Here is a 25,472-nt window from a genome sequence, read left to right as displayed (position 1 = left end):
CCGTACGCCGCTGCGCCGCACCCGGGAGTCCGCTGGCGCCGCACCCGGGAGAAGGTACGGCGCCAGCGTGGGGTCAGTCGTTGCCAGCTGGGGTCAGTCGTTGTCGGTGATCGTGCCGGTCAGCGTGGCGGGCAGCTTGAAGTCGGCGCCCTCGACCGAGGTCAAACCGACGGTGAAGGTCTCAGTCGCTTCCTTCACCTTGTCGTCGACCAGCTTGACCTCGATGTTCGCCGTGGTCCGGCCTGGTTCGAGCTGTCCATAGACGGCCCGGTCCGGCGGGTTGGAGGTGCCGTCGTCCTCGAGGGTCGTGAAGTCCTTGCGGATCACGGCGGTGCCGTCCTTCAGCTCACCGTCGAGCCAGATGAACTTGTCGCTCGGAGCGGACAGCTTCAGCGGGAACTTCAGCAGGCCCGCGTTCTCCGCCGCCTTCGCCGGGCCGGCCGTCAGGGTCGGGGTCGGGTCGTCGTCGATCACCTCAGCGTTGCCGAACGACTGCCCCAGCAACGCTTCCTGGGGCGCCGAGAGCACCAGGCTGAAGACGAGGTCGTAGCTGTCCCGGGTGTTGCCCGTGATCGGCACAGTGATCTTCTGCTTGGTCTGACCCGGCCTGAAGACCAGGTGCTTGACCACCGAGCCGACCGAGTTGCCGAGGTCACCACTCGATTCGGCGTACACGCTGACCGGGCGAGGGCTCGGCCGCGACAGCGTCACCCAGAAGTCGACGTTCTTGGTGCCCGAGTTGCCCTCCTGCACCTTGCCGACATTGGACGCCGACACTCGCACCAACCGCGACGGCGCCGACTTGCCCAGGCCCGGGGTCGAGAACGCCAGGTCGCTCACGAACACCGACCCTGAAGCAACCTTGTCGGTCACCAGCTCGATCGCGCGAACGTCGCGCAGGTTGATCCCCTTCAGCGAGTTGGTCGGGATCCGCACAGTACGCAGCAGGTTCTTCGGCAGCCCCAAACCAGGCGCGCCCGGCATCCGGAGCAGAGCGTCACTGACAGCCGACACCGGTACTGCGGCGGCGCGGCCCTTGCCGTCCACGACTCGCACGGTCAGGTCGGTCTTCGGCGCACCAGACGGGTCAGGAGTCGCTCGGAACGTCAGTACGGAGTACCGGCGTACGTCTCGCTGAGTGGCACCGAGGTTGATCCGTACTACGCCGTTCCTGCCGGTCCACGTGAGCTTGGTGACCGCAGTTGTCGGCGTGTGTTGGGCGAACCAAGCCTCCACCCAGTGCGGTGAATCCCAGCTGTTGCCCGTCTTCACACACGTAGCAGGCTGGGCACGGGAGGCCTCATCGGTCCCGGCGCACACTGTCGCCTTGACGCTGCCGGTGACCGCTCCGGCCGGCAGTGCCTGGTCGAGGCGGTTCACATCCCGCCGCGACGCTTCCGGAGCCTGTGACACGACCCGTACTACGGCCCGCCCGGCCGAGGCCGGATGTGCGTTCGACCCGTCGAGCAGCGGCAGCAGCTTGGTCTCCTGCCCGAGCTGCAACCGGAAAAAGCCGGCCACGTACGCCGTACCGACCGCCTGCTGCTCCTTGGCCGTCAACCGGCCCGCGTACTTGGCTCCGCACGGCGCGGCCTTGTCGTCCTCGCCCCACCAGTCGTCGTTCGACGGTGCGACCGACTGGCCCGGAGTCCACTCGGTGTTGAAGAAGTTGTGGTTCGCGCCGAGGATCGTCACGGTCGAGCGGGCCGCGGCGTCACGGGTGACGGCGTACCGGGTGTCGTCGTAGAACTTCTGCCCCTGCAGGTCGGACACGTCGCCGTCGCAGTACGGCAGGATCACACTCATCGCGACTCCGGGCACGGTGGCCCGCGCGAAGTCGGTCGGTGCCAGCGGGAGCACCGCGCGGATGCCGTACTGGCCGCCGCGGCCGGCGTTCAGCACCGCCGCGCGGGCGACGCCCTCGCCACCGCGCGAGTGACCCATCAGACCGATGTTCTGCAGGTCCAGCTTGCCGACGAATCTGCTGCCGAACGGGCCACCGCCGACCGTCGACCACTTCTTCCACAGCGCCAGGTGGTCAAGGATCAGCTCGGCCCGTGCCTGCGCGCCCTGGTCGTAGACGCCGTCGTCGAAGGCGTTCACGGCGTTCGCGCTGATCGAGACGACCTGATAGCCGTTCCTGGCCAGCGCCTTGGCCGGACCGTCGTACCCGCGATAACTCGGGATCGGCTTCTCACCCTTGGCACACGGCCACGGAGCAGTCGGCTCCTCGGTGGGATCGCCGTAGCAGACCGCGTGCCGGCCGTGCAGGAAGACCACCAGCGGCCGGGGGCCGAGCGCACCGCGCGGCGAGTAGACCTTGCCGAGAACCTCGGCCTTCTGACCAAGGCCGGGCAGGAGTACAACCTGGTCGCCCAGGTTGTACTCCGCCGTCTCGACGGCATATTTGCCCGTGGCACCGGGATCGACCGCCAGCGGCGGGCCCAGCGGCGCCTTCAGCCACTCCTTGTCGGTGGTCACCCCACCGGCCTGACTCTTGCCTTTCTTGCCCTGGTTGCGGGCCAGATCCCCCGACCAGACCAGCTGGACATCCTTCGCCGCCGGCACCGACGGGTCCGTGGTGACCACCGAGACGGTACGCCGGTCCGGCGACTGTTTCGCCACCCCGACCGGCTTGCCGTTCACCGCGATCAGCGGCAGCGCGCCGCGCATCGGCGCCGGCGCGCCGAGGTGCAGAGTCACCCGGTAGCCGCCGGCCTCCGGGTGGATCTCCCAATTCTTGCCTTTGGCAACCGGTTGGTCAGGAGGCGCGGCCTGCGCCTGGCCGGCCGGGGCAAGCAGTGCCGCACCTAGCAGTGCGACGACGAGCCCCGCTCTTCCGAATACCCGCACAGCGGTCCTTTCGTCGGCAGACAGTTCACCCTGCTGACGACGGAGCCGGGGCAATAGTTGTCGCGGGCGACGAAATGGTCGCAGGATCATCCCGCGGGATGACCTCGCCGCGCCGATTGCCTACCCAGGTCGCTAGCTTCCCGGACCGCCCCCACTCATAAATCTGCTCCACACCGCCCTCGGCGCACCCACCCACGCCTGGGCAGCACCGGCCAGACGAGGTTCGTGAGTGGTGGCGGTCCGGTGCTAGCCGATCAGCTGCCGGAAGGCTCGCTCGACTTCCTGCGGGTGTTCCATCTGCGCGACGTGGCCGGACTTCGGCAGGTAGAGCAGCCGGGCGTCAGGGAAGCTGCGCTGCGCCTTGGTCCGGATCTTCGCGTTGACGAGTCTGTCCTTGCCGCCGTAGACCAGCTGGACAGGACAGCGAACCCTGGCCGCATCGGCCCACAACGATCGCCGCGGCGGCGCCAGCGAGGAGAACAGCACGCTACGAGCCGCTTCCATCGTCGCCTCATATCCCCACGGTTGACTGTCGCGCCTGCGCAACTCCTTCTCATAGGCCTGCAGTACTTCGGGCGCCAGCGACCGCGGATCGCCGAAGATCATCGACATCCCCGCCTTGAGTCGCCGGTCGAACGGCAATCGGGCGCTCCGCTCGAGGACGACCTTGCCCAGTCGCGGGGTAGCCAGTGCGGTGAACCAGACCGCTATGGCCGACGCTCTGGGATCCGGTAGCGCCGGGGAAATCAGGGTCAGCGATGCGACCTGCTCCGGATGCTGAGCCGCCAGAGCCACCGCGGCCGCTCCACCCATCGAGTTCCCGAACAGATGGACCGGCTGGCCGAATTCGGAGTCGATGAGGTGACTGAGCAGTTCGGCCTGCTGCCGGATGCCGCTGACACCCGGCAGGGGCGGCGTACGACCGAAGCCGGGCAGGTCCGGTGCGAGGCCGCGAACCGTGTCGTTCAGCAGCAACCCGAGTGCTGTCCAGTTCAGCGACGACCCGCCGAGACCGTGCACGAACAACGCGGGAGGTAGCTCCTTCGCCGCCCCCGGCGTGTCTCTGACCAGCAACTCGCCGCCCGCGATCCGCACGGTCCGCGCCGGCCACTCCTGCGCCCCCAACGGCACCGAAGCGCCGGTTACCGCCCCGTAACTCTCCACTAGTGCATGGTAGGTCTCATGGGCGCCGCTCCAAAGCAACTGACCACTGAGGTTGATGGGCAGACGATGAAGCTCACCAACCTCGGGAAGGTGTTGTACCCGCAGACGGGCTTCACCAAGGCCGAGGTGATCGACTACTACCTGCAGGTGGCGCCACTGCTGCTGCCGCATCTCCAGGACCGGCCGCTGACGCGTAAGCGCTGGCCCGACGGCACCGGCGCGGCGTACTTCTTCGAGAAGAACGCACCCCGCGGTACTCCGAACTGGGTCCGCACGGTGACACTGCCGACCCCGGGGAGCTCCACCGGGCGGGACGAAGCCGACTTCGTGATCGCCGATGACATCCCCACGGTCGTCTGGCTCGCCAACCTGGCCGCGCTCGAACTGCACGTGCCGCAATGGCGGATCGGGCTGTCGGACGATGGCAAGAAGCCGATGGCGGACCTGATCGTCTTCGACCTCGACCCGGGCCCGGGCGCCACAATCGTCGAGTGCTGCGACGTGGCGCTCGCGCTACGCGAACTGCTGAACCACTTCGGCCTCGAAGGCTGGCCCAAAACCTCCGGCAACAAAGGCATGCACCTGTACGTCCCGATCGAGCCGGCCTCGTCCCGCAGTACCAGCGCCTTCGCCAAGCAGCTCGCCGAGCAATTGGCCGAGGCACTGCCGGAGAACGTCACCGCCAACATGACCAAGGCGCTCCGCCCGGGCAAGGTCTTCATCGACTGGAGCCAGAACGCCAGCGCCAAGACCACGCTGGCGCCGTACTCGCTGCGTGGTGCCGAAGAGCCGCGCGTCTCTACCCCGATCGACTGGGACGAGGTCGCCGCCGCCACCGACACGGCCGACCTGACCTTCCTGCCGGCCGACGTACTGGCCCGGATCGACGAGTACGGCGACGTGCTCGAAGGCCTGTACGACGACCCGCAGCCGCTACCGTCGTAACCGAGGCTGCCGTAACCGAGCATGCGCCTGAAAGGAGAGCCAGATGACCAGCGATCCCGACGCCCTGCGCACCGGACCGCTCGATCTGCCCGATCTCGGGACAGACCGGCCCGATGACGCACCCGAGGCCGACGTCCTCGACCAGCGCCTGCCACCGGCCGGCTCCGACGCCGACGACGAGCGCGAGGACGACTACGAAGTACCGGCTGACGCGGATCCGGCCGACGTGGCCGAGCAGCACCGCTCCGCCGGCGAAATGGACGACGGCGACTACCGCTAGCCGGTGTCTGGTTACCGGCCGGATACCGGTGTCGCCGGTGCGAAGCTACTGACCGGACACACCGCTGGGTAGGATTCGGTTCAACTATCCGGGGGCCCGACTCCCGAGCCGCACCATCGAAGGAGCCCGACGTGTCGACGACACCGGAGACTGCGCCCAAGCGCGGCAGCCGCCTGCCGCGGCTGGCCCGCCGCGCGCAACTGCTCGAGGCGGCCCAGGAAGTCTTCGTCGCGAACGGCTATCACGCCGCCGCGATGGACGACATCGCCGATCGGGCCGGCGTCTCGAAGCCCGTGCTCTACCAGCACTTCCCGGGCAAGCTGGAGCTGTACCTGGCGCTGCTGGACACCTCCTGCGAGGCGATCGTCGCCTCGGTCCGGGAGGCGCTGCGCTCGACCGAGGACAACAAGGAGCGGGTCGGTGCGACGATCCACGCCTTCTACGACTACGTCGCCAACGCCCAGGGCGCCTTCCGGCTGGTCTTCGAGTCCGACCTGACCAACGAGCCCGCCGTCCGTGAGCGGGTCGACCGGGTCACCCATGCCTGCGCCGAAGCCTGTTCCGAGGTGATCAGCGCCGACGCCGGCCTGAACAAGGAACAGTCGATGGTGCTCGCCGTCAGCCTGGTCGGAATGGCCCAGGTGAGCGCGCGGTACTGGCTCGCCTCCGACAACCCGACGCTCGCCCAGGAGCAGGCCGCCGACCTGGTCGCCAGCCTCGCCTGGCGCGGCATCCGCGGCTTCCCCCGCACCGAGAGCTGACTAACCGGCCCGTACTGCGGGCTGCCGCGTCCCGCACCGGTGACCGGGCCGGAGGTTCTGCTGTGGGCGGACGGGTGAGAACCCGGGGTCCGCAGCGGATAGGCTCGAATCGGGTACCGGCGAGAGCCGCCGGTCGGAACGTGCCCGGGAGGGTTTCGTGGAGGTCAAGATCGGCGTTCAGCACGCCAATCGCGAATTGGTGCTCGAGAGCGAGCAGAGCCCTGAAGAGGTCGAGCAGGCCGTCGCGGACGCGCTGTCCGGCAAGGCCGGGCTGCTGCAGCTGACGGACGAGAAGGGCCGCAAGGTGCTGGTCCCGGCCGACCGGCTGGCGTACGTGGAGATCGGCGAGGTCTCGATCCGCAAGGTCGGTTTCGGCGCTATCTGATCCAGATCCGGGCCGGAGTTCGGAATCGGTCCGGACACGGTGGCGTGTCCTGGTTGCGGAGTGCGACGAACCGAGGACGATGAGAGGTAGACCTGCGCGGTCGGTGGTCCTGTTTCAGGACTGGGCACCAGTCGGCTGCAGGTCAGCCACTCCCCTCTAGGAGGAACCGTGTACTGGGTCTGGATGATCATCGTCAGCCTCATCGCCGGAGTCATCTTCGGGCCGCTGGCCCGGCTCGTGCTTCCGGGCAAGCAGAACATCAGCCTCGGCTGGACCATCCTCGGCGGCGGCATCGGCGCCTTCATCGGTGGTCTGATCGCCTACTTCCTCGACGTCAAGGACACCGACGGACCGGACTGGGTCCAGTACCTGATCCAGATCGCCTGCGCCGCGGTCGTCGTCGCCATCATCTCGGCACGCAACAGCGGCAAAACAAAAGTCTGAGCAGCACCCACACAGCGGCCGCCACCCCACTCGGGGCAGGCGGCCGCTCTGCTTTGCCGCTAACGTCCGAAGAACTCGAGGGACGTCATCGACACTTCTTCGGACGTAAGAGTGGTGGGGTCAGGCCTGGAGGCCGAGGGCGTTCATTCGCGCGGTGTGGGCCTCGGTGAGGCGGGTGAACATCCGGCCGATCGCGGCCAGGTCGAGGCCGGGGCGGTCGACGCTGCCGGCCAGCAGTGCCGCGAGCGGATCGCGGTCGGCGGCGATCCGCTGGGCCTGGCTGAGCGCCTCGCCCACCAGGCGGCGTCCCCACAGCGCGAGCCGGCCACCCAGCTTCGGGTCCTCCTCGATCGCGGCGCGGACCCGGTCCACCACGAACTCGGCCTGCCCCGAGTCGGCGAAGACCTCCAGCACCAAGGCCCGGGTCTCGGCATCGACGTACGCCGCGACCTCGCGGTAGAAGTCGTTCGCCAGACCGTCGCCGACATAGGCCTTGACCAGACCCTCCAGCCAGTCCGACGGCGCGGTGTGGTCGTGGAAGGCGTCCAGCGGGGTGACGAACGGCTGCATCGCGTCCATCGGGTCCACCCCGAGGGTGACGAGCCGGTCCCGCAACTGGACGAAATGGCCGAACTCGGTGGTCGCCAGCTGGGCCAGCTGGGCCTTGTCGTCCAGGGTGGGGGCGAGTTTGGCGTCCTCGGCGATCCGCTCGAACGCGGTCAGTTCGCCGTACGCCAGAACGCCCAGCAGATCCACCGCAGCGGCCCGGTAGGCAGGATCATCAAAGGCCGTCATCTCACTCACGAACATCCTCGCTTCGCTGCGGTGTTCGCGAGGCTCCAAGTCGGGCTGTCTTGTTTGATTCCCTCGCGATGCTCGGTCATGCGGCGAAGACTATCGGCCTTCCAGCGTGAGAGGTGGAAATGCGACGAAGCGAGCCGTGGCGGCTATTCCGGCTACACTGGACGGTGTTTCGCCGGTGACGCGCCCAGATGGGCAGCTGGTGCGAGCCGCTTGCACAGTGTCCCGCGCCGTGAAAAGTAGGGCAGACCACGCCCACCCGGCCACTGTTGCAACCTGTCCGTATCAAGCATGTGAGAGGCGATCAGCCTGACCACCTTCCGAGAGCTCGGGGTTCTGCCCGAGATCTGCGACGCGCTCGACCGCGTCAACATCATCGAGCCTTTCCCGATCCAGGAGATGACGCTCCCCGTCGCACTGCTGGGGACCGACCTGATCGGCCAGGCCCGTACCGGTACCGGTAAGACCCTCGGGTTCGGTATCCCGCTGCTGCAGCGCACCATCTCCCCCGGTGAAGCCGACTACGAGGAGCTGGCCGCCCCCGGCAAGCCGCAGGCTCTGGTCGTCACCCCGACCCGTGAGCTGACCATCCAGGTGGCCAAGGACCTCACGACCGCCTCCACCGTACGTACCGTGCGGATCCTCACCATCTACGGCGGTGTCGCCTACGACCCGCAACTCGACCAGCTGAAGGCCGGTGTCGACGTCGTCGTCGGTACGCCGGGCCGGCTGCTCGACCTGGCCAACCGCGGCGTGCTCGACCTGAGCCACGTCAAGGTGCTCGTCCTCGACGAGGCCGACGAGATGCTGGATCTGGGCTTCCTGCCCGACGTCGAGCGGATCCTGCGCAAGACCCCCGAACTGCGCCAGACCATGTTGTTCTCGGCCACCATGCCGTCGGCCGTGATCGGCCTGGCCCGCACCCACATGCGGCACCCGCTGAACATCCGGGCGGAGTCCCACGAGGACACCCAGATGGTGCCGACGACGGCCCAGTTCGTCTACCGGGCCCACGATCTGGACAAGCCCGAGGTGGTGGCCCGGATCCTGCAGGCCGACGACCGCGGCCGGGTGATGATCTTCTGCCGGACCAAGCGCGAGGCGTCCCGGCTCACCGACGACCTGATCGACCGCGGCTTCAAGGCCGCCGCGATCCACGGTGACCTGAACCAGCAGGCCCGCGAGCGGGCGCTGACCCGGTTCCGTGGCGACAAGATCGACGTGCTGATCTGTACCGACGTGGCCGCCCGCGGCATCGACGTCGAGGGCGTCACGCACGTCATCAACAACACCTGCCCCGAGGACGAGAAGGCCTACATCCACAGGATCGGCCGGACCGGCCGGGCCGGTGCGAGCGGCATCGCCGTCACCTTCGTCGACTGGGCGGACCTGGTCCGCTGGAAGACGATCAACAAGGCGCTCGACCTGCCGTACGACGAGCCGCAGGAGATCTACTCGACGTCGCCCGAGCTCTACCACGACCTGGGCATCCCCACCGGGGCGAAGGGGCGGATCAAGCCGCCGCGCGAAGCGGTGGAGCGGCAGGAGCGGACGACCCGGGACAAGCCGTCGGGACGCCGTGGCGAGCGGGACCGCGATCGGGTCCGCAGCCACGACGGTGACCGGGATCGCGACCGGGACAGGGTTCGCAGCCACGACAGCGAGCCGAAGGCCGACAGCGGTGTCGCGACCGGTGGCGAGCGTCCGGCGCGGAAGCGGCCGAACCGCAACCGGCGCCGGTTGCGGTCGGGTCAGCCGGTCGAGGGTGGCGAGCAGCAGTCGACTGAGCAGAAGTCGACTGAGCAGAAGTCGGACGCAGACGTCACCACCAAGACCGCAGTACCGCCGACCGCTGAGTCGTCGACGCAGGCTGCTGAGGCTCCGGCTGCGGATCGCAAGCCTCGTAGCCGCACGCGGCGCCGTCGCACCAACTCCTCGGAGGCGGGTGCTGTGTCGGCTGAGCAGGCGGTGACCGAGGCTCCGGCTGAGCAGGCAGCGGCAGCGGCTCCGGCTCCGGCTAAGCAGGCTGAAGCTCCGGCTGTGCAAGGTGCGGTTGAGGCTCCGGTTGAGCAGGCGCCGGCGAAGAGGGCGACTCGCAAGCGGACTGCCAAGAAGGCTGCCGAGGCGCCGGCGAACGACGTACCGGCTGTTGAGGCCCCGGCCGCCGAGAAGCCGGCTGCCAAGAAGAAGGCTGTCGCCAAGAAGGCTGCCGAGAAGCCGGCCGCTGAAAAGAAGGCAGCCACCAAGAAGGCGGTCGCCAAGAAGACCGCTGACAAGCCGGTCGCCGAGAAGCCGGTCGCCGAGAAGAAGGCTGCGGTTGAGAAGGCACCTGCCAAGAAGGCGGCTGCTAAGAAGACCGCCGTCAAGAAGTCGGCCGAGAGTGGCGAGGCGCCCAAGAAGGCAGCGGCCAAGAAGGCGGCGGCCAAGAAGCCGGCTGCGAAGAAGGCTGTGGTGAAGAAGAGCGCGGCGGGGGTCGTCGTGCCGACCTTCACCTCACCTGAGTGAACGATCAGTAACCGGCGAGTCACCGTCGGCGGCGAGACCAGTTCGTCGCCTCTCCGTGCCTGAACGGTGACCGCCGGCCGCAACACCCGCCCTCCCTGGGCCGTCCTCTCCACGACGGTAACCATCGTGGGAGGAAAGGTGTGGCGATGACGAGGATGCGTATATCGGCCGCGGTTGCAGGAGTTTTCCTGGCCGCGGCCGTTCTGCTGGCCGGTTGCAGTGCGGACGCTTCCGACAGCGAGTCGACGAGCGGCGCGGCGGCTCCCCGGCAGGCCGACAAGCCCGGGTCGCAGGGCAACGCGGAGTCAGACAGCAAGACAGGTTCCGAAGGCAAGGCAGGTGCGCCGGCGGCACAGCCGACAATCAGCCGGGCCATCATCAAGACCGGTTCGCTGACCGTCGCGGTCGAGAACGAGGACGTCAGCGGCCAGCGCCAGAAGGCGATCGGCGTCATCACCAGCCTGCGCGGTCAGGTCGCGTCCGAGGACACCACCAGCAACCACGAAGGCCGGATCACGAAGGCCAACCTGGTGCTGAAGGTGCCGACGGCGTCGTACGAGGCGGCCATCGAAAAGCTGTCCGGGCTCGGCAAGCGGACCGCGATCCATCAGGAGTCCAGCGATGTGACCGAGCAGGTCATCGACGTCGACAGCCGGATCGGCTCCCAGCGGGCCAGCCTGGAGCGGATGCGGGCGCTGCTGGCGAAGGCGAACACGATCGGCGAGATCGTCTCGGTGGAAAGCGAACTGACCCGGCGCGAGGCCGATCTCGAAGCCCTGCTGGCGAAGCAGAAGAACCTCGCCCTGCAGACCGAGCTCGCGACGTTGACCCTGACGCTCGCGGAGAAGGGCAAAGAACCGGAGGTCGCCAAGGCAGAGGGCAACGGCTTCCTGTCCGGCCTGCGTGACGGCTGGGACGCCTTCACGAAGACGTTCTCCGCACTCGCGACGGCCGTCGGCGCGATGCTCCCGTTCCTGATCGCGCTAGCCCTGATCGGCTACCCGATCTGGCGCTTCCGCAACCGCTTCCGCCGCTCGACGGCCCCCGCGGTAGCCACCGCCGGCGCCGGCACTCCGGGCAGCACCCCGCCGCTGCCGAAACACCCGGACGGTTCCTGACCTCCGCGGACCGCCACCACTCACAAACCTCAGCCAGCAGCCCTCGCGCAGGCTCAGCCATCACCCGAAGACAGGGCTGACGAGGGGTTTGTGAGTGGCGGCGGTCCGGGAGTCAGAGCAGAGACTCGGCCAGGGCTCGGTAGGCCTTGGCGCCGGGTGAGCGGGGTGCGGTGGTGAGGATGGTCTGGCCGATCGCCGGGGCCTCGGCGAAGCGGATCGACTTCGGGATCGCCGGGGCGAGCACGGTCAGCGCGTAGGTCTCGGCGATCGTCTCCAGCACCGCCCGCGCGTGCGTGGTGCGCCCGTCGTAGAGGGTCGGCAGGACGCCGAGCACTTCGAGGCCTGGATTGGTCAGCCGCTGGACATCGTGCACGGTGTCCAGCAACTGGCCGACGCCGCGGTGCGCGAGAGTCTCGCACTGCAAGGGAATCAGCACATCCGTCGCCGCCGAGAGCCCGTTCACCGTCAACAACCCGAGCGTCGGCGGGCAATCGATCAAGATCCAGTCGTACGCCGAAACGACTGGCCGCAGCGCGGTCCGCACCAGGTGCTGGGGATTGCTCTCGGCGGCCAGACTCGCCTCCGCCGCGGCCAGCTCGATCGTCGCCGGTAGCAGGTCCGGGCCCTCATCGGAGGGCACGATCACGTCCCGCGCCTTCACCCCGCCGAGCAGCACGTGGTGGATCGACTTGCCCAGGTCCTCAGGGTCGAGACCGACCGAAAACGTCAAGCAGGCTTGGGGGTCCAGGTCGACCAGCAGGACGCTCTGACCGAGCTCGGCCAGGGCAGCGCCGAGTGAGGCAACCGTGGTCGTCTTGGCCACGCCGCCCTTCTGGTTGGCAACCGCGAGTGTGCGAGGCACCCGGCCATTGTGCCGCACCGCGAAACGCCCGGCCCGGCGGGGCGAGCCTTGACTTAAAGTGTTGTTGAGGTCTCAGGATCATCGGCCTGACGGCCGGCTTGCTGGGACGCTGCGCCCGAGCGAGCCGCAGTACCGGATACCTTGGACTCGTGAGTACGCCGCGCACGCTGACACTGCCCGACGGGGTTCGCCCCGCGACTCTGGAGACGGATCGTGGCAGCTTCGCCACGCTGCAGGCCAGGCCCGACATCGGTACGCCGCTAGGCACGGTACTGCTCGTCCCGGGATGGACCGGCAGCAAGGAGGACTTCACCCCACTGGTGGACCACCTGGCGCGGTACGGGTGGATCGCGGTCGCGGTGGATCTGCGGGGCCAGTTCGAGACGCCTGGCCCGGACGACCCATCGGCGTACACGCTGCCGGAGCTCGGTGCTGACGTCGTGGCGATGAGCAAGGCGCTCGGCGGCTACAGCCAACTGGTCGGGCACTCGTTCGGCGGGCTGGTCGCCCGGGAGGCGGTGCTCACGGATCCGAGCGTGTTCTCGACGATCACGCTGCTGTGCTCGGGTCCGGGCGCCTTCAGCGACGAGGCGGTCGTGCAGGGGCTGCAGATGCTCGCTTTCGGGCTGGACAACCTGCCGATCGAGCAGGTGTACGACCTCAAGCTGGAGCACGACAGCAAGGCACTCCGCTACGTGCAGCCGGCCGAGGAGATCGCTGCCTTCCTGCGCAAGCGGTTCACCGGCAACTCGCCGGCCGGGTTGGCCGCCTTCACCCGGCACCTGACCGACTCCGACGACCGGACCGGGAAGCTGGCCGCATCGGGGGTACGCGCCCAGGTCCTGTACGGCGAAGCCGACGACGGCTGGCCGTTGCCGATCCAGGACGAGATGGCCGAGCGGCTCGGCGTACGGGCTCAGATCGTGCCGGATGCCGCTCACTCCCCCGCGATCGAACAGCCGGCGGCGACTGCGCGGCTGTTGGTGGACTTCTTTCACCAGCACTGACAACCGTTTCCATCAGAACCGAAGCTCTCCACTGATGGCCTCCTGGCAGACCTAATCTGGTCTAGTCCAAGATGGTGAGCGGAGGGACTACTGATGCCCGAGCCGAGCTGTTCGTGGGACGCGCCATGACCGCGGAAGTGATCTCCGAGCCGACGCACAGTCCACGGCACACGGAACTCGCCCTGGGCAGTCTGGATCGGGTCCGGGTCTCGGTGGCACCCGCGCCGATGGCCAGCCTGATCTCACTGGTGGTGGACGCGCTCGGTGGTCCGCGCCAGGGCATCGCGCCGGACTGGATCAGGAGCGTGCGAAGCAGGCTGCCTGCCGATGCGGCGCAGGCCGTGATCCCGATGTTCGACCGCACCCGCGCGCTGCTGCCGGCCTGCCTGACGCCGCTCGGCATCGACGGTTCGCCGGTCCCTGAGCAGCTCGCGCGAGTCGCGGACCTGTCGCCGGACGACCTGAGCGAGGGCGTCGAGCTCCTGTCGCCCGAGGAGCCTCCGCTGCCCTGGCGGGGCGCGCTCCGGCAGCCACGGAAGTGGCTAGGCCTGTACGTCCGGCTGCTGTCTGCGGCGTGGCAGGCGTACTCGCCGATCTGGCAGCAGTCCAGCGCGCTCCGAACCCGCGAGGCCGAGCGGATCGGGGTCGCCGCGGTGACGGGCGGCCTGGATGTGCTGTTCGCGGACTTGAGCAACCGGGTCCGGTACCAGGCCGAGACGCTCTACCTGTCCGACCGGCACCCGTACCGGGTCGAGCTGGACGACCGGCCGATCGTGCTGGTCCCGCTCGTGTCCGGGTCGGCTGCTTCGATCTTCAACCTCGACGAGCCCGAACGGGCCTGGCTCGGCTATCCCGTCCCCGGCTTGGACCGCCTCGGCGCTTCGCCGCAGTCCGCGACCGACAGCCTGACCCTGTTGATCGGGCCGATCCGGGCCGCGATCCTTCGCGCGCTGGACCACCCGACCAGCATGGGCGGCCTGGCCGAACTCCTGACCGCGGGACCCAGCACAGCGACGTACCACTGCAGCCAGCTGGCCGCGGCCGGTCTCGTACTACGGCAGCGGGCCGGCCGCGAGGTCCGCATCCAGCGCACTCCTCGTGGCGACGCGCTCGTCGACCTGCTGAGCTGACGGTGACGCGCCGGGCAGAATGGGAGCTGCTGCCCGGCGCGTCTTCAAATCGCCGGCCTGGTGCAACAGGCCCGGCGATGGTCCAGGACCGTGGCGCCAGGGCTGTTCAGCCCGGTTGGAAAGATACCCAGCGGTGAGGTCACCGCGGTCGTTGCTGTTGGCAAACTCCGTCAGCGCACCGGTTTCACGGCGACGTCGAGGTCGAGATACTCCAGGCCGACCGGCGCGAAAGCGGACTTCGCCTGCTCGGTGAACGCCAGCATCGACACCCCGATCCGGTCACCGTCGAAGCCCTGCCCGCCACCGCTGTAGATGCCGAGGTCCTTGCGCTTCTGCATCACTGTGCTGACGGCGTTGCCGATCCGCTCGTTCTCGGTCCGGCTGAGCTTCACCGGGTGCAGGCAGAGGTTGCCGTCGTGGATGGTCTCGAACGTCTTACGGAAGGCCTCGAGGTCACCGTGCGCGACCCCGATCGAGAACACCACTGGTGCCTTCCGGCTGTGGCCGTTGGGATAGAAGGTGATCGGGCCGTAGATCTGATCGGCTTTGGCGTCGAGGAAGTTCTGTACCCGCTGGGTCAACATGTTGCTCGGTCGCGACGGCCAGCCGCCGGGCGGCGCGGCGCAGGGCAAGGGCGGGAGGGGTGCCTGCACCGGCGGCCGGTAGGCACTCTGCTCCTCGACCTTGATCGTCTTGTCGTTCCAGATCCCGACCAGGTGAGCGACTCCGCTTCGGACCCCCTTGGTGGTCTTCAGGCTCAACCGGTCCAGGTCGAGACCGGTGAGCTTGACCGCGTACTCCGCGGGGCAGCTCGGCGCGGGCTCTTTGCCCGGCGGGTAGCCGATCGCGATTACCGGACGGCTTGGGCAGTACACGGGCTGCTGCCCTGGTGCCGCGATGATGCCACCGTTGACCTCTACCCGGTCGCCGTTGCGGACCAGAAGGTCGTCGGGGCTCGGCTTCCCGGCCTGGACGGTGCCTCCGGCGGTCATCGGGGTCGGGACGGCCTTGGTGTTCGGTGGCGGGGCGACTGTCGGCTCCTGGCCGTCCGGCAGGACGATCAGAGCGGCGGTCGCGATGGCGGCCACGCTCGCCGCCGCCAGGGCAGGGACCACCCAGCGGCGCCTTTTCTGTGCGCTCGTCTTGGCGCCGGTGATGCGGTCGAGATCCGGTTCGGGGGCAGATGGCTGGCCCGCGCGCCACTCGGCGCCGGCCTTCGCCAGCAGGTCGTCGACCTTGTCGGTCGGGTTCATTCGCTGACCTCCAGCAAGGAGCGCAGGCGGGCCCGCGCGTCGGAAAGAGTTGATTTGACGGTGCCCTCGGAGCACTCCATCACCGCCGCGGTGTCGGCAATCGACAGGTCGGCGAAGTAGTAGCAGTCGACCGCGAGCCTTTGCCGGGCTGACAGTTCGTCGAGGGCATGGTCGACGTCGACGCGCGCCTCGACATCCGGCCGCGCGACCGCCTCGTCGTGATCCGCGAGTTCCGCGACCGGCCGCAATCGCCGGACCGCCTTACGGGCCTGGTCCGCGGTGATCGCCAGCAGCCACGACGACGCGGTCCCCCGCGTCCCGTCGTACTGATGCCGCTTCGTCCACGCTCGCGCGAGCGCCTCCTGGACGATGTCGTCGCGGTCGGCGCCGACCGCGAGGCGCGCCGCCAGTCTGGCCATCGCCGGCAGGTGCGGCCGCACCCAGTCGACGAACCCCGCCCCGTCTCCGGGTGAGGCGTGCGCCGGCACTGGCTCATCCGTCATCGTCGGCATACCTTGTCTACCCCGAAACCAGTCGTTCGGTTGGGCCCCTCCCGCAAGTCAACGAGGCTCAGCACGCCAAGTCATGGCCCGTAATCGAGTTGACGGTACGCGGCGGCCCGGCGTACGGTCCGACTCCTGTCTTGACAACGGCATGATTTCGCATGCCGCCATAGTGGTGTCCGAACCCCCCGGTCTGGCTGGATCGGGGGCGGTTCTGCGTGCCGCTTGGCCCTTTCGGACACCACTCACGTTGTTCGAAAGGAGGTTGCGGTGGGCGTTTACTGGGCGATCGCGGTGCGGTCGTTCCGCCGGTTCTCGACGTACCGGATCGCCACTTTGTCCGGTGCCTTCACCAACACGGTGTTCGGCTTCATCTTCTGCGGCGTCTACCTGACCCTGTGGGAAGCACGGCCCGGCCTCGGCGGGTACGACGTGTCCGACGCGCTCACCTTCGTCTGGCTACAGCAGGGGTTGCTGCTGCCGGTGGGGATCTTCGGCGCGACCACGACGGGCGAGCTCGGCGAGCGGGTTCGTACCGGCGAGATCGCGGTGGACCTGTACCGGCCGACCCACCTGATGCTGTGGTGGCTCTCCGTCGACGCGGGCCGGGCCGCTTTTCAGTTGCTGTTCAGGGGTGGTGCTCCGCTGCTGGTCGGGGCGCTCGTGTTCAACCTGAACTTCCCGTCGTCGGCGCTGCAGTGGCTGGCGGTCGCGGTCGCGGTGACGTTCGGGATCACGGTCAGCTTCGGGGTCCGCTACCTGGTCGCGCTGTCCGGGTTCTGGATCACCGACTCGCGGGGAGTGGCGAACCTGGCGATGGCGATGTCGCTGTTCTTCTCCGGATCGACCCTGCCACTGGTGCTGTTTCCCGGCTGGATCGGCGAGGTCGCCCGGGCCACTCCGTGGGCGGCGACTCTGCAGGTGCCGATCGATGTGTGGCTGGGGCGGAACCCGGGCGGGGTCGGTTCCGCGCTGGCCTTCCAGCTGGTCTGGATCCTGATTCTGGTGCTGGCCGGACAGCTGGCGACGTACTTCGCGACGCGGAAGGTGGTGATCGCCGGTGGATGAATCGGCGCTGCGGAGAGCCCTGGGATGGCCCGGCCAGTACTGGCTGCTGGTGATGATGTGGATGCGGTCCGGGCTGGCCTATCCGTTGTCGTTCGCGCTGACCGTGCTGACCGGCGTACTGATCACCGGAACCGACTTCGCCGCCGTGTTCTTGATGTTCAGCCATCTCAAGTCGTTCGGTGGTTTCAGTCTGGGCGAGATGGCGATCCTCTACGGCACGGCATCGATGACGCTCGGGCTGGCGAACCTGCTGACCGGGTCGATCGACCAGGTCGGGCAACGGATCCGGACCGGCGAACTGGACGTCTGGCTGGTTCGCCCGGTGCCCGCCTTCCTCCAGGCAGTGGCAGGAGACTTCGTGCTGCGGCGGGTCGGCCGGCCGCTGCAGGCCGGGCTGATCCTGGCCGTCGCCCTGTCCCGTACCGAGCTCGACTGGACCGTTGCCAAGGGCCTGGTTCTCGGGCTGTCGCTGATCACCGGAACGATCATCTTCGGTGCGATCTTCGTGCTCGGTGCCGCGTTCCAGTTCATCGCGATCGACTCTGCCGAGCTGTCCAACTCGTTCACCTACGGCGGACAGCAGTTGACGCAGTACCCGCTGGTGATCTTCGGCCAGGACGTCGTCCGGGCCGTCACCTTCATCGTCCCGCTCGCCTTCGTGAACTACTACCCGGTGCTCTACGTGCTGGGCAAACCCGCCCCGCTGGGGCTGCCGTCCTGGATCGGCCTGCTCGCGCCGCTGGTCGCCATCGCGATGATCGCGCTGGCGTCGCTGGCCTGGCGAGGCGGGCTCCGTCGCTACCGCAGTACAGGGAGCTAGCAGTGTCCGTGATCGAACTGGAGAACGTGTCCCGCGCCTTCACCGTGTCGAGCCGCACCGGCTTCCGGCGTACCCGGCGGGAGGTGCGCGCGGTCGACGGGCTGTCCTTCACCGTCGAACCCGGTGAGGTGATGGGCTACATCGGGCCGAACGGCGCGGGCAAGTCCACCACGATCAAGATGCTCACCGGCATCCTGGTCCCGACCAGCGGCTCGATCCGGGTGGCCGGCGTCGACCCGTCCCGCAACCGGCTCAAGCTGGCCAAGCGGATCGGGGTGGTCTTCGGGCAGCGCACGACCCTTTGGTGGGACCTGCCGTTGAAGGACTCCTTCGCGGTCCTGCAGAAGATGTACGGCGTACCGCGGGCCCGGCACCGGGAGAACCTGGCGACCTTCGTGGAACTGCTGGATCTGGGCGACCTGCTCGACGTACCGGTGCGGCAACTGTCGCTGGGTCAGCGGATGCGCGGCGACATCGCGGCGGCGCTGCTGCACGACCCGGAGATCGTCTACCTGGACGAACCGACGATCGGCCTGGACATCATCAGCAAGGCCCGGCTGCGCGAATTCCTTGCCCAGGTCAACAAGGAACGCCAGACCACGATCATCCTCACCACCCACGACCTGGACGACATCGAGGCCCTCTGCTCCCGGGTGATGGTCATCGACCACGGCCACCAGGTCTTCGACGGCACCCTCACCGGCCTGAGAGCCAGCCAGTCGGCCCCCCGAACCCTGATCGTCGACCTGGCCACCTCCCTCCCCCCGATCGAAATCCCCGGCACCACAGTCACCAAAACTGAAGGCCCCCGCCAGCACCTGACCTTCCCACCCACCACCAGCGCCGCCCCACTGGTAGCCCAGATCGCCGCCTCCTACCCCCTCGTAGACCTCTCCATCTCCGACCCCACCATCGAATCCATCATCGCCCGCCTCTACGCCACACCCCACCGGTCAAGCGAGGTCAGCGATATGTGAGGCGAACACGACTTCGGGGGTCAACGCCTCGCGGTCCTGTTCCCAGGCTTCCAGGGCGTCCGCCCGCCACTCCCCGGTGACTGTCCCGACGCCGGCGGCGATCAGGCGGCGAGCTTCCGAGAGCCCGATCTCGGCGTACTCCAACTCGTTGAGCATGAAGAAGTCGTGCCGCAAGCCGTCGTTGCGATGGAACCGCCCGGTGTTCGGCACATAGGTCCAGATGTCCTCATCGATCAGGGCCGCCACCCAGATCTGCTCCCCATCCTCGGTGACCAGGAAGAGCCTTGTCATCGCGACATCCCCTTTCGATGTTCGGCATTCGTCGTTTGCTGCTGGGGCGCCGGACCAGTCTCTGCCGGAGACCTCCCGGCGTCGGGACGTGCCGCCGGTCCCCCGCGCGACTTACCGTAGCTTCTGACCGCCACCGGTACGCCGCCGAGCTCGCGGAGCCCGTCGATCCCGGCGGGCTGACGCATTCCATCCGAAAGGGCGATGCATTGGTCGCGGGCACCGACGCGAGCTTCCTTGTCCTGCCGCGGATCACGCTCGACCTCGTACAGCGGAGTCGTCTGGGTCTTGACGTCGATCGACTCGCGAGAATGGATCTGAAGTTCTACGAGAACGCCCTGTGTACGCAGGAAGGCGTGCAACCCCTTGTACCTGCTGCCGCCGGCGTAGGAGTGATGCGCCGACTCCACAGCCCAGCCTCTCGACCGGAGCGCCTCCACCGTGTCACCGGCCGCTTCAACCAGGTCATCCGGCTCTGGCGCTACAACCGTGTAGCGCAGTAGATCCTCCGGCTGCGGCAAGGTCGACCGATAGGTGCTTGCCTTGTTGAGCTTTCGCGCAAGCGACTGCGGAGACTTCACCCTCGACTCCAACTGGTACGCGACAGTCCCCGGCCGTACGGCAGCAACGAGGTCCTCAGTCACCACACGCTCCACCTCGCAAACCTCAGCCAGCATCGCAAGGCTCCGCACCGTCGCCGCCACCCCGAACTCCTCCGCAATCTCCTTCTTCAAAGGCACCGGATCTCCCCAGTCGAGTTCACGATGCGCCGAAAACCGCGCATGCAACTCATCCGGCTCCAACACCTCTTCCAGACTTCCTGGGGTGGGCGGCATCTGTTCCCCCTACTTCGGTCGATACTTCGACCGTAGTAAGCCAGAGCAGCCCCGTGGGGTGGATTTTCAGATCTGTGGATAACCCACTCAGGGATTGAAGCCAGCCGCCATCGAGAGGACTTCGGCAGGGTCGAGAGCCTTGGCGTCGGCGCGCCACTCGGTGAGTACTTCGTCGAAGTCCTCTTCGTCGAAGGGTGTGAGCACGTCATCGATCAGCCGGCGGGCTTCGGCACTGCCGATCGGCTCGTAGCTGAAGTCACGTTCCATGTAGAAGTCGTTGCGCAAGGCATTGTTGTCGTGGAACTTGCCGGTATTGGGCACGTAGCCGTACATCGTCTCGTGCGCCAATGCCGCCACCCAGACCGGCTCGTCCCCGTCTTTGACCGGATAGAGCTTCATCGGCTGATCCCGCCACTCAGGGATTGAAGCCAGCGGCCATAGAGAGGACTTCGGTAGGGTCGAGAGGTTTGGGGTCGGCGCGCCATTCGGCCAAGGCTTCGGTGTAGGCGTTTTCGTCCAGGTGGCCGAGGCCGGTGTCGATCAGGCGTTGTGCTTGGGCGCTGCCGATCTCGGTGTAGGTGAAGTGGCGCTCCATGTAGAAATCGTTGCGCAGGGCAAGATTATCGTGGAACTTGCCGGTGTTGGCCACGTAGCTGTACATCACTTCATCGGCCAGTGCGGCCACCCAGACCATTCGGTCGCGCTCTTTCACCAGGTAGAGCTTCATCGCTGAACCCCGTCACTTCTGGTCGTTGTCGGTGTCTGACTCACGCTCGGGCGCCCGGCGGCTGCCGCCTTGCCCGACGAGTTCGACTTCGTCTGCTGCCGGGAGTCACTGTAGTTGTTGACTTCGACGCGCATCCCGTCCAACACCTTGAGGTTGTCGATGCCTCGCGGGGCAGCGAGAGTGGCGGACAGCCATACACACTCCATCCGCGCCGCCTTGCGTTGACTCAACGTTGCGCCGGCGCTGCGCTCGATCTCGTAGTACGGCGTAGTCGCTTCCTTGACCTTCACCGATGCGAGCGAATGGAACTGCACCTCGACTCTGTCCTGAGACGGAGTCACGAAGTAGGTGTGGATCCCCTTGTATCGCGAGCCTTCGGTGTACGACTGCATGGCATACGTGATCCGCCAACCTGCTCGGCTGAGCTCGTCGGTGGTCTGCCTGGTCGTGGCGACGAGCGAGTCCGGATGCTGGGTGAGCACCGTGTAGCGGAGAAGATCATCGGGTGGCAGTTCCCGGCCCGACCGCTGGCCGTCCCGGAGCTTTCGTGCCAGCGACTCGGGCGACTTGATCCTGGAACCAAGCTGATAGGCGGATCCAGCCGGCCCGATTGCGGCGCAGAACTCGGAGGTGACGCGGGGCTCAGTAACAACCGCGCGTTCCAGCAGCCGCAGGCTCCGCTCGGCGGCCATAGTCCCTTGCCGTCCGGCGATCTCAGCAGCCGAGGGCAGGTTGCTATCCCAGTCCACCACCCCGCTCCTGGCGAAGGCGTGAAGCAGCTCCAGCGGTTCTGGTACTCCTTCGAGGCTTGGTTGGCCGGGCGGCATGTCTTCCCCTGCTTCGGTCGGTGGTTCGACCGTAGTGAGGCAGAGCAGGCCGGTGGGGTGGGCTTTCAGATCTGTGGATAAGTCGCCTGCAGGTTTGGAGGTTGCCAGTGGTTGTTCGCGCTGCGGCCGCCAATGGATCGACGCCATCGAGATGAGCTCAAGCGGAGGCGGGAGTACTGGGTTCTGCTGTCGATGGCATCTTGCCCGTGTTCTCTGGCAGGGGCCATTCGGTCGCCTCATTCAGGCTGGCTGGGCTTGTGATGGGTCGTCGGTGCGGGAGGGAGTGTCGGTGCTGTCCCCCCAGGGGTTGAGGGCTGCGGCTTCCTCGGGGGTCATCCAGGGGACGTTGCCGGTGTGCGGCCAGGTCCGGGCGGCTGCGGGTGAATTGCTGGTGCCGTTAGTCGGCGACGCGGTGGCGCCGTCGGCGTTGGGGGCGGTGCAGGTGTTGGTGTCGGTCGCCGCGGGTGCTGTGTCGGCGGTGGTGGGTGCGGGTGCGGTGGTGGCGTCCGTGGGTGCGGCGTCGTCGGTAGTGGTGCGGGTGTCAGCGTCCGGCGGCGTGGGGTGTGCGGCTGCCGGTGGGCTGGGCGGTGCGGGTTGTCGGGTACTGCGCGGTGGCGGGTCGGCCCAGGTGGGGCGAGACACTTGAACCTGGTTGTCGACCAGCTGAATGGTCCAGTGGCCGTCGTGCAAGGCGGTGTGGTGGACGCGGCATAGCAGCACGAGGTTCGAGATGCTGGTGACGCCTCCGTCGAGCCACGAGGTGAGGTGGTGGGCGTCGCAGTAGATCGGTGGGGCGCCGCACACGACACAGCCGCGGTCGCGTTGGTTCAGGGTGTTGCGCAGCCCATCGGTGACGAACCGGGCCTCGCGGCCGACATCCAATGGTTGGCTGTCGGAGCCGAGCACGACGGGAATCACGCCGGCGTCGCAGGCCAGCCGCCGGATCGCGCTCGCGGACAGGCCGTGGCCGAAGGTGAGGTCGCCGGTGGTGTTCTTCCCGGCCTGGATCAGGTCGTCCAGGTCGATCATCACGGTGATGTGCGGCTTGATCCCGCCCCGGGTCGGCAGGTCACCGGTACCGGCCGCGATGTTCAGAACGTCCACCAGGGCGTCGGCTTGGCGTTTGCCGCGAGAGCGGGGATCAGGGTCGCCATCGACGGTCTTGTGAGGTTTGGCGCCGGCCTGGACGAGAGTCTGCAGCAGTTCGGCGTTCTCGGCGGCCAGAGTGCCACCGAACCTCACGCCGTCCTCGGTCTTCTTCAACCACAGGTCCTCACGCTGGCGGGCGGCGTCCTCGCGCGGCTCAGGGCCGTCAGTGTCCAAGATGTTGCGGACCTGCACACCCATCGCCTGCAGATCACTGGGCGACATGTGCCGGGCGGCCTGCACCATGCCCCGTTCGGCCTCGACCAGCTCCTCGACCGACACACCCGCACTGGCCGGGAGCTGTTCCAGCGCGGACACGATCGCCCGCGCCTGCCCCATATGCAACACCACACCATCAGCACCGTCCCTGTCCCTGTCGGTGCCGGTGCTGTCGGTGCTGCCGGGACTCGGCAGCGCCGCAGCGACCGCGGCGTACTTGCCCAAGGCTTTGGCGAACTTGACCCGGCGGTGCGCCTCGGCCGCATCCAACCGGTACCGGACCGCGATCATCCGCGCGGTATCAGTGGCACCGATCTCCTTCGCATGACCAGTCTCCTCCATCCTGCCCAGCAACTCGGCACCGTAGGCCTCCAGTTCGGCGACCTGCTCATGCACAGCGTCATAAGCCGACAGCAGTTCACTGCCACTCATCAACACCGCCGCACGCCTGTCCATACCGCTAAGACTAGACGAGGTCACCGACAGTTTCTGGGCCGGAATCCCCTTATCCACAAGGGAAAACCTCACACTCAGGAAACGCGGGAAAGCAGTAGGATTACTGGTGGGGCTAGGTGAGTTCGGCCTCCAGGACCTGGGCTAGAAGGGTGGCGAAAGGGGTTGGGTGGCTGGCGTAGCCGGGGTGGGCGCCGGGGAAGGTTACTACTGGCCAGCCGAGGTGGGTTGCCAGGATTGCGATGGGGCGGGCCGGGAGGTGGTTGGCTGCTTGGCGGCCGGCTGCCGGGACGATCTTGGTGGCGTGGGTGGCCAGGGCGGTCAGGTCTGGGTGGTAGTTGATGAAGGCAAGGAGTTTGCCGGCGAAGTAGGTTTCGGCGTTGGCGGTTGTTCGGTCGAGGAACTCGCGGTACTCCGGGCGCAGATCCTCGGGGGCGGGGAGGTCGTCCTCGTCGAGGCCGGTGCCTCCGGCGTACAGGAGTTGCGCCATTGCGACGCCTTCGCGGCGGTAGGTGTCGTGGACGTCCTCGAAAAAGGCGCGTGCGTCGGCGGCGTCTGGCAGTAGGTCGATGCACGGTGGTTCGTGGGCGACGAGCAGGCGGACGCGGTCGGGGTGGTGGGTGATCAGGTCGAGCCCGGTGATCGCGCCGGCGCCGGTGCCGAAGACGAAGGCCGGGGCGGTCGGGGAGATCAGGTCGATCAGCGCCAACGCATCGAGAGTGGACACTGCGACCGGGTCACCGGCGTACCGGGTGGCGGGCGGGAAAGAGGCGGGCTCGTCGTTGGGCGGGGCGCTGGGTGGGTTACCGGTGTACCGGGTGGTGGGCGGGACGGGCGCGGGCTCGCCGTCGGGCCGGATGCTGGGCGGGGCACTGGCGTACCCGGTGGCGGGCAGGGCCGGGGCGGGCTCGCCGTCGGGCCGGGTGCTGGGCGGGGCACCGGCGTACCCGGTGGCGGGCAGGGCCGGGGCGGGCTCACCGGTGTGCCGGGTGGCGGGTGGGACAGAGGCGGGCTCGTCGTTGGGCTGGGTGCTAGGTGGGTCGGCGGTGTACCGGGGGGAGGTGGGGTGGTGGCTGGTGGGTGGGGTGGTGTGGCTTCTGGCGTTGCCTCGGGGGTCATAGGTGGTGACTGTGTATTGGGCGGCTAGTTTGCCGGTGATGGTGTCGAAGGCGGCGGAGTCGCTGTCGCCGTCGGGGATCAGGAGGAGCATGGGGCCGGAGCCGGTTACCTCGTAGTGCAGGGTGGCGCCGGGGACGGGGAGTTTGTTCAGGGTTTTCGCGGTCATCGCAGGTCTCCTGTCAGCACCCGTCGCAACAGGGTGGCGAACTCGTACGGATCAGTTCTGTAGCCCCGTTGTCCGCCGGGGAAGGCGATTACGTTCCAGCCGACGCGGTCCGCCAGCGCGAGGATCGGATCGGACGGCAGGATCTTCGAGGATTCGCTGCCGACGGCCGGTACGAATTTGTCCTCGAGGGCGACCAGCGCGGCGACGTCCGGAACGTAGCTGCTGAAGGGCAGCAGCTTGTGCGCGTAGAAGACGTCGCCGTTGGGCTCGCTCACCTCACGGAGGTCCGGCGTCTGAGCGTCGAGGAGCAGCCGGTCGGCAGCCGTCCGTCCCTCCCGCTGATAGACGTCGTGCACCGAGCGGAAGAACGCCCGGGCTTCGGTTGCGTCTGGCAACAATTCGATGGCGGGTGGTTCGTGGGCGATCAGCCGGCGGATGCGGTCGGGATGGCGGATCAGTAACTCCATCGCGGTGATCGCGCCGGAGTTGGTGCCGAACACGTACGCCGGTTCGTCATCGTGTGCGGGGGCGCGGCCGGCGACTGCGTTGAGTACGGCCAGGGCGTCCTCGGCGGCGAGGTCGACGCGCTCGTCGACCGGGTCGCCGTCGTATGGGCTGCGGGAGTTGCCGCGGGGGTCGTAGGCGACGACTGTGTACTGCGCGGCGAGTTGCGGCGCGATGCCGTCGAAGACGCCGGCGTCGGCGTCTCCCCCGGCGATCAGGAGCAGGATCGGACCGCTGCCGGACAGTTCGTAGTACAGCGTTGCGCCGGGCACGGCCGCCCGGCCGGCAGTCTTCACACTCATGGCACCAGA

The 25,472-nt window shown here is 67.8% G+C and carries 26 protein-coding genes; 12 read left to right on the top strand and 14 right to left on the bottom strand.

Annotation, left to right across the window (positions count from 1 at the left end; all coding sequences use genetic code 11):
* Positions 1 to 93 precede the first annotated feature (93 nt).
* Positions 94 to 2,853, bottom strand: a complete 2,760-nt coding sequence (locus A3ES_RS0105315; protein WP_020385748.1) for a Calx-beta domain-containing protein — start codon at positions 2,851 to 2,853, stop codon at positions 94 to 96.
* 246 nt (positions 2,854 to 3,099) lie between these two features.
* The gene (locus A3ES_RS0105310) at positions 3,100 to 4,017 is read right to left on the bottom strand and encodes an alpha/beta fold hydrolase (RefSeq protein WP_020385747.1); all 918 of its coding nucleotides are present in this window, start codon (positions 4,015 to 4,017) and stop codon (positions 3,100 to 3,102) included.
* An 18-nt stretch (positions 4,018 to 4,035) separates the two neighbouring features.
* On the opposite strand from A3ES_RS0105310, the gene ligD reads away from it, so the two are divergent.
* The 5 genes from ligD (at position 4,036) to A3ES_RS0105285 (ending at position 6,832) form a co-directional block, all read left to right on the top strand.
* On the top strand, positions 4,036 to 4,962 hold the full coding sequence (gene ligD / locus A3ES_RS0105305) for a non-homologous end-joining DNA ligase (RefSeq protein WP_020385746.1): 927 nt from the start codon (positions 4,036 to 4,038) through the stop codon (positions 4,960 to 4,962).
* Between the two features lie 43 nt (positions 4,963 to 5,005).
* The gene (locus tag A3ES_RS0105300; protein ID WP_020385745.1) at positions 5,006 to 5,242 is read left to right on the top strand and encodes a hypothetical protein; all 237 of its coding nucleotides are present in this window, start codon (positions 5,006 to 5,008) and stop codon (positions 5,240 to 5,242) included.
* 131 nt (positions 5,243 to 5,373) lie between these two features.
* Entirely contained in the window at positions 5,374 to 6,003 is a 630-nt protein-coding gene (locus A3ES_RS0105295; RefSeq protein WP_020385744.1) for a TetR/AcrR family transcriptional regulator, read from the top strand.
* A 157-nt stretch (positions 6,004 to 6,160) separates the two neighbouring features.
* On the top strand, positions 6,161 to 6,388 hold the full coding sequence (locus tag A3ES_RS0105290) for a DUF3107 domain-containing protein (RefSeq protein WP_020385743.1): 228 nt from the start codon (positions 6,161 to 6,163) through the stop codon (positions 6,386 to 6,388).
* A gap of 168 nt (positions 6,389 to 6,556) precedes the next feature.
* Complete coding sequence (locus tag A3ES_RS0105285) at positions 6,557 to 6,832, top strand: hypothetical protein (protein WP_020385742.1); 276 nt, start codon at positions 6,557 to 6,559, stop codon at positions 6,830 to 6,832.
* 120 nt (positions 6,833 to 6,952) lie between these two features.
* Here A3ES_RS0105285 and A3ES_RS0105280 read toward each other — a convergent pair whose 3' ends face one another.
* A complete protein-coding gene (locus A3ES_RS0105280) occupies positions 6,953 to 7,627 on the bottom strand; it encodes a ferritin-like fold-containing protein (protein WP_020385741.1) in 675 nt (224 codons plus the stop codon).
* Positions 7,628 to 8,032: 405 nt separating this feature from the next.
* Between A3ES_RS0105280 and A3ES_RS0105275 the strand changes: the two genes are divergently transcribed.
* Both A3ES_RS0105275 and A3ES_RS0105270 read left to right on the top strand, forming a co-directional pair.
* On the top strand, positions 8,033 to 10,138 hold the full coding sequence (locus tag A3ES_RS0105275) for a DEAD/DEAH box helicase (RefSeq protein ID WP_020385740.1): 2,106 nt from the start codon (positions 8,033 to 8,035) through the stop codon (positions 10,136 to 10,138).
* Between the two features lie 146 nt (positions 10,139 to 10,284).
* Positions 10,285 to 11,256, top strand: a complete 972-nt coding sequence (locus A3ES_RS0105270) for a DUF4349 domain-containing protein (RefSeq protein ID WP_237744859.1) — start codon at positions 10,285 to 10,287, stop codon at positions 11,254 to 11,256.
* A 112-nt stretch (positions 11,257 to 11,368) separates the two neighbouring features.
* On the opposite strand, the gene A3ES_RS0105265 is transcribed toward A3ES_RS0105270, so the two are convergent.
* Entirely contained in the window at positions 11,369 to 12,118 is a 750-nt protein-coding gene (locus A3ES_RS0105265) for a ParA family protein (protein WP_020385738.1), read from the bottom strand.
* 149 nt (positions 12,119 to 12,267) lie between these two features.
* Here A3ES_RS0105265 and A3ES_RS0105260 point away from each other — a divergent pair, with 149 nt between their 5' ends.
* Positions 12,268 to 13,125: an alpha/beta fold hydrolase gene (locus A3ES_RS0105260; protein WP_020385737.1), complete on the top strand. Its 858-nt coding sequence runs from the start codon at positions 12,268 to 12,270 to the stop codon at positions 13,123 to 13,125.
* 125 nt (positions 13,126 to 13,250) lie between these two features.
* Positions 13,251 to 14,255, top strand: a complete 1,005-nt coding sequence (locus A3ES_RS51035) for a winged helix-turn-helix domain-containing protein (protein ID WP_020385736.1) — start codon at positions 13,251 to 13,253, stop codon at positions 14,253 to 14,255.
* 170 nt (positions 14,256 to 14,425) lie between these two features.
* On the opposite strand, the gene A3ES_RS0105250 is transcribed toward A3ES_RS51035, so the two are convergent.
* Together A3ES_RS0105250 and A3ES_RS0105245 are read right to left on the bottom strand one after the other, a co-directional pair.
* Positions 14,426 to 15,508: a hypothetical protein gene (locus A3ES_RS0105250; RefSeq protein WP_020385735.1), complete on the bottom strand. Its 1,083-nt coding sequence runs from the start codon at positions 15,506 to 15,508 to the stop codon at positions 14,426 to 14,428.
* Complete coding sequence (locus tag A3ES_RS0105245) at positions 15,505 to 16,011, bottom strand: RNA polymerase sigma factor (RefSeq protein ID WP_157630341.1); 507 nt, start codon at positions 16,009 to 16,011, stop codon at positions 15,505 to 15,507. Before A3ES_RS0105245 ends, A3ES_RS0105250 begins: the two co-directional genes overlap by 4 nt.
* A 270-nt stretch (positions 16,012 to 16,281) precedes the next feature.
* Between A3ES_RS0105245 and A3ES_RS0105240 the strand changes: the two genes are divergently transcribed.
* From A3ES_RS0105240 to A3ES_RS0105230, 3 genes are read left to right on the top strand one after another with little or no spacing between them, the layout of a single operon-like run.
* Positions 16,282 to 17,079 (top strand): ABC transporter permease, encoded by a 798-nt coding sequence (locus A3ES_RS0105240; protein ID WP_020385733.1) that lies wholly within the window; start codon positions 16,282 to 16,284, stop codon positions 17,077 to 17,079.
* On the top strand, positions 17,072 to 17,899 hold the full coding sequence (locus A3ES_RS0105235) for an ABC transporter permease (RefSeq protein ID WP_020385732.1): 828 nt from the start codon (positions 17,072 to 17,074) through the stop codon (positions 17,897 to 17,899). Before A3ES_RS0105240 ends, A3ES_RS0105235 begins: the two co-directional genes overlap by 8 nt.
* Before the next feature lie 2 nt (positions 17,900 to 17,901).
* A complete protein-coding gene (locus A3ES_RS0105230) occupies positions 17,902 to 18,876 on the top strand; it encodes an ABC transporter ATP-binding protein (protein WP_020385731.1) in 975 nt (324 codons plus the stop codon).
* On the opposite strand, the gene A3ES_RS0105225 is transcribed toward A3ES_RS0105230, so the two are convergent.
* From A3ES_RS0105225 to A3ES_RS0105190, 8 genes are all read right to left on the bottom strand, one after another.
* Positions 18,853 to 19,167: a hypothetical protein gene (locus A3ES_RS0105225; RefSeq protein ID WP_020385730.1), complete on the bottom strand. Its 315-nt coding sequence runs from the start codon at positions 19,165 to 19,167 to the stop codon at positions 18,853 to 18,855. The genes A3ES_RS0105230 and A3ES_RS0105225 overlap by 24 nt on opposite strands.
* The gene (locus A3ES_RS0105220; protein WP_157630340.1) at positions 19,164 to 19,904 is read right to left on the bottom strand and encodes a nucleotidyltransferase family protein; all 741 of its coding nucleotides are present in this window, start codon (positions 19,902 to 19,904) and stop codon (positions 19,164 to 19,166) included. Before A3ES_RS0105220 ends, A3ES_RS0105225 begins: the two co-directional genes overlap by 4 nt.
* Before the next feature lie 183 nt (positions 19,905 to 20,087).
* Positions 20,088 to 20,399 carry a hypothetical protein gene (locus A3ES_RS51030; RefSeq protein ID WP_020385728.1) on the bottom strand — a complete coding sequence of 104 codons (312 nt, stop codon included), beginning with the start codon at positions 20,397 to 20,399 and terminating at the stop codon, positions 20,088 to 20,090.
* A 16-nt stretch (positions 20,400 to 20,415) separates the two neighbouring features.
* Positions 20,416 to 20,727 carry a hypothetical protein gene (locus A3ES_RS0105210; RefSeq protein WP_020385727.1) on the bottom strand — a complete coding sequence of 104 codons (312 nt, stop codon included), beginning with the start codon at positions 20,725 to 20,727 and terminating at the stop codon, positions 20,416 to 20,418.
* Positions 20,724 to 21,476 (bottom strand): hypothetical protein, encoded by a 753-nt coding sequence (locus A3ES_RS0105205; RefSeq protein ID WP_020385726.1) that lies wholly within the window; start codon positions 21,474 to 21,476, stop codon positions 20,724 to 20,726. The genes A3ES_RS0105210 and A3ES_RS0105205 overlap by 4 nt, the downstream gene beginning before the upstream one ends.
* 318 nt (positions 21,477 to 21,794) lie before the next feature.
* Positions 21,795 to 23,375, bottom strand: a complete 1,581-nt coding sequence (locus tag A3ES_RS51025; RefSeq protein WP_237744858.1) for an HNH endonuclease signature motif containing protein — start codon at positions 23,373 to 23,375, stop codon at positions 21,795 to 21,797.
* 112 nt (positions 23,376 to 23,487) lie between these two features.
* A complete protein-coding gene (locus tag A3ES_RS51020) occupies positions 23,488 to 24,657 on the bottom strand; it encodes an alpha/beta fold hydrolase (RefSeq protein WP_020385724.1) in 1,170 nt (389 codons plus the stop codon).
* Positions 24,654 to 25,463, bottom strand: a complete 810-nt coding sequence (locus tag A3ES_RS0105190) for an alpha/beta fold hydrolase (RefSeq protein WP_020385723.1) — start codon at positions 25,461 to 25,463, stop codon at positions 24,654 to 24,656. The genes A3ES_RS51020 and A3ES_RS0105190 overlap by 4 nt, the downstream gene beginning before the upstream one ends.
* Positions 25,464 to 25,472 lie beyond the last annotated feature (9 nt).

Origin of the sequence: Kribbella catacumbae DSM 19601 (assembly GCF_000372465.1) — a bacterium.
In the GTDB taxonomy this organism is placed as follows: domain Bacteria; phylum Actinomycetota; class Actinomycetes; order Propionibacteriales; family Kribbellaceae; genus Kribbella; species Kribbella catacumbae.
Note: the sequence above shows the minus strand (reverse complement) of the source record. Positions and strands in the feature narration are given on the sequence as shown.

Coding starts and splice junctions, on each gene's coding strand:
- ligD (WP_020385746.1), top strand. CDS start 4,036: ATGGGCGCCGCTCCAAAGCAACTGACCACTGAGGTTGATGGGCAGACG.
- A3ES_RS0105300 (WP_020385745.1), top strand. CDS start 5,006: ATGACCAGCGATCCCGACGCCCTGCGCACCGGACCGCTCGATCTGCCC.
- A3ES_RS0105280 (WP_020385741.1), bottom strand. CDS start 7,627: ATGACGGCCTTTGATGATCCTGCCTACCGGGCCGCTGCGGTGGATCTG.
- A3ES_RS0105275 (WP_020385740.1), top strand. CDS start 8,033: ATGACGCTCCCCGTCGCACTGCTGGGGACCGACCTGATCGGCCAGGCC.
- A3ES_RS0105270 (WP_237744859.1), top strand. CDS start 10,285: ATGACGAGGATGCGTATATCGGCCGCGGTTGCAGGAGTTTTCCTGGCC.
- A3ES_RS51035 (WP_020385736.1), top strand. CDS start 13,251: ATGACCGCGGAAGTGATCTCCGAGCCGACGCACAGTCCACGGCACACG.
- A3ES_RS0105250 (WP_020385735.1), bottom strand. CDS start 15,508: ATGAACCCGACCGACAAGGTCGACGACCTGCTGGCGAAGGCCGGCGCC.
- A3ES_RS0105245 (WP_157630341.1), bottom strand. CDS start 16,011: ATGACGGATGAGCCAGTGCCGGCGCACGCCTCACCCGGAGACGGGGCG.
- A3ES_RS0105225 (WP_020385730.1), bottom strand. CDS start 19,167: ATGACAAGGCTCTTCCTGGTCACCGAGGATGGGGAGCAGATCTGGGTG.
- A3ES_RS51030 (WP_020385728.1), bottom strand. CDS start 20,399: ATGAAGCTCTATCCGGTCAAAGACGGGGACGAGCCGGTCTGGGTGGCG.
- A3ES_RS0105210 (WP_020385727.1), bottom strand. CDS start 20,727: ATGAAGCTCTACCTGGTGAAAGAGCGCGACCGAATGGTCTGGGTGGCC.
- A3ES_RS51025 (WP_237744858.1), bottom strand. CDS start 23,375: ATGGACAGGCGTGCGGCGGTGTTGATGAGTGGCAGTGAACTGCTGTCG.
- A3ES_RS51020 (WP_020385724.1), bottom strand. CDS start 24,657: ATGACCGCGAAAACCCTGAACAAACTCCCCGTCCCCGGCGCCACCCTG.
- A3ES_RS0105190 (WP_020385723.1), bottom strand. CDS start 25,463: ATGAGTGTGAAGACTGCCGGCCGGGCGGCCGTGCCCGGCGCAACGCTG.